Origin of the sequence: Microbacterium sp. K41 (assembly GCF_004794395.1) — a bacterium.
GTDB classification, from domain to species: domain Bacteria; phylum Actinomycetota; class Actinomycetes; order Actinomycetales; family Microbacteriaceae; genus Microbacterium; species Microbacterium sufflavum.
On sequence record NZ_SSDO01000179.1, the window covers coordinates 1 to 827 of the forward strand.

Sequence of the window (827 nt, forward strand, 5' to 3'; positions counted from 1 at the left end):
GGGCGCCCTCGCCCGCCGCGACCCCGCGCACCGCCTGCACGAGCGTCGGCGCATCCACGGTCTTGAGCAGGAACCCCACGGCCCCGGCGCGGATCGCCGCGAGCACGAGCTCGTCCTCGTCGAAGCTGGTGAGCACCAGCACGTCCGCCAGACCCCGGTCGACGATCTCCCTCGTGGCCGAGACGCCGTCGCGCCCCGGCATGCGCAGATCCATCAGCACCACGTCGGGGCGCAGGGCGGCGGCGTTGCGCACGGCCACCTCGCCATCGGCCGCTTCGCCCGCCACCACGATGTCGTGCGTCTCGAGCATGATGCGCAGCCCCGCACGGATCGCGCCGTGGTCGTCCGCCAGCAGCACCGTCGGGGCGCTCACGACCGCGCTCCCGCCGGCAGCCGCGCCTCCACGGTCCAGCCGTCGCCGTCGGGCCCCGCCTGGAACGCGCCCCCCAGCGCCGCCACCCGCTCCCGCAGCATCTGCAACCCCCACCCCTCGCTGTCGTGCCGCATCGGGGCGACCGCTGCCGTCCCGCCGAGCGACCGCACCCGCACCAGCGCCTCGTCGCCGGAGCGTGCGATCCGCACCTCGACCTGCGCACCCCGCGCGTGCCGCACACAGTTGCCGAGCGCCTCCCGCACCACCCGCACGACCGCCTGCTCGCCGCCCCCGCCGAGATCGCCGAGATCGCCGAGATCCGCCGCGTCGAGGCGGACCGCCAGCCCCGACCGCCGCGCCTCCTGCACGATGCCGTCGAGGTCGGCCCAGCTCGGCGTGGGCATGAGCGGGCCGCCGCCGCGGCGCAGCACCGAGATCATCGACCGCAACGCAC

Annotated in this window: 2 protein-coding genes; both read right to left on the bottom strand. The window is 76.4% G+C overall.

Going from position 1 to position 827, the window contains the following annotated elements:
• Nucleotides 1-373, bottom strand: a 373-nt coding sequence (locus DW309_RS04915) for a response regulator (protein ID WP_136044731.1), incomplete at its 3' end; no start/stop codon positions are given.
• Nucleotides 370-827, bottom strand: a 458-nt coding sequence (locus DW309_RS19350; protein WP_342590368.1) for a sensor histidine kinase, incomplete at its 5' end; no start/stop codon positions are given. The genes DW309_RS19350 and DW309_RS04915, both read right to left, overlap by 4 nt.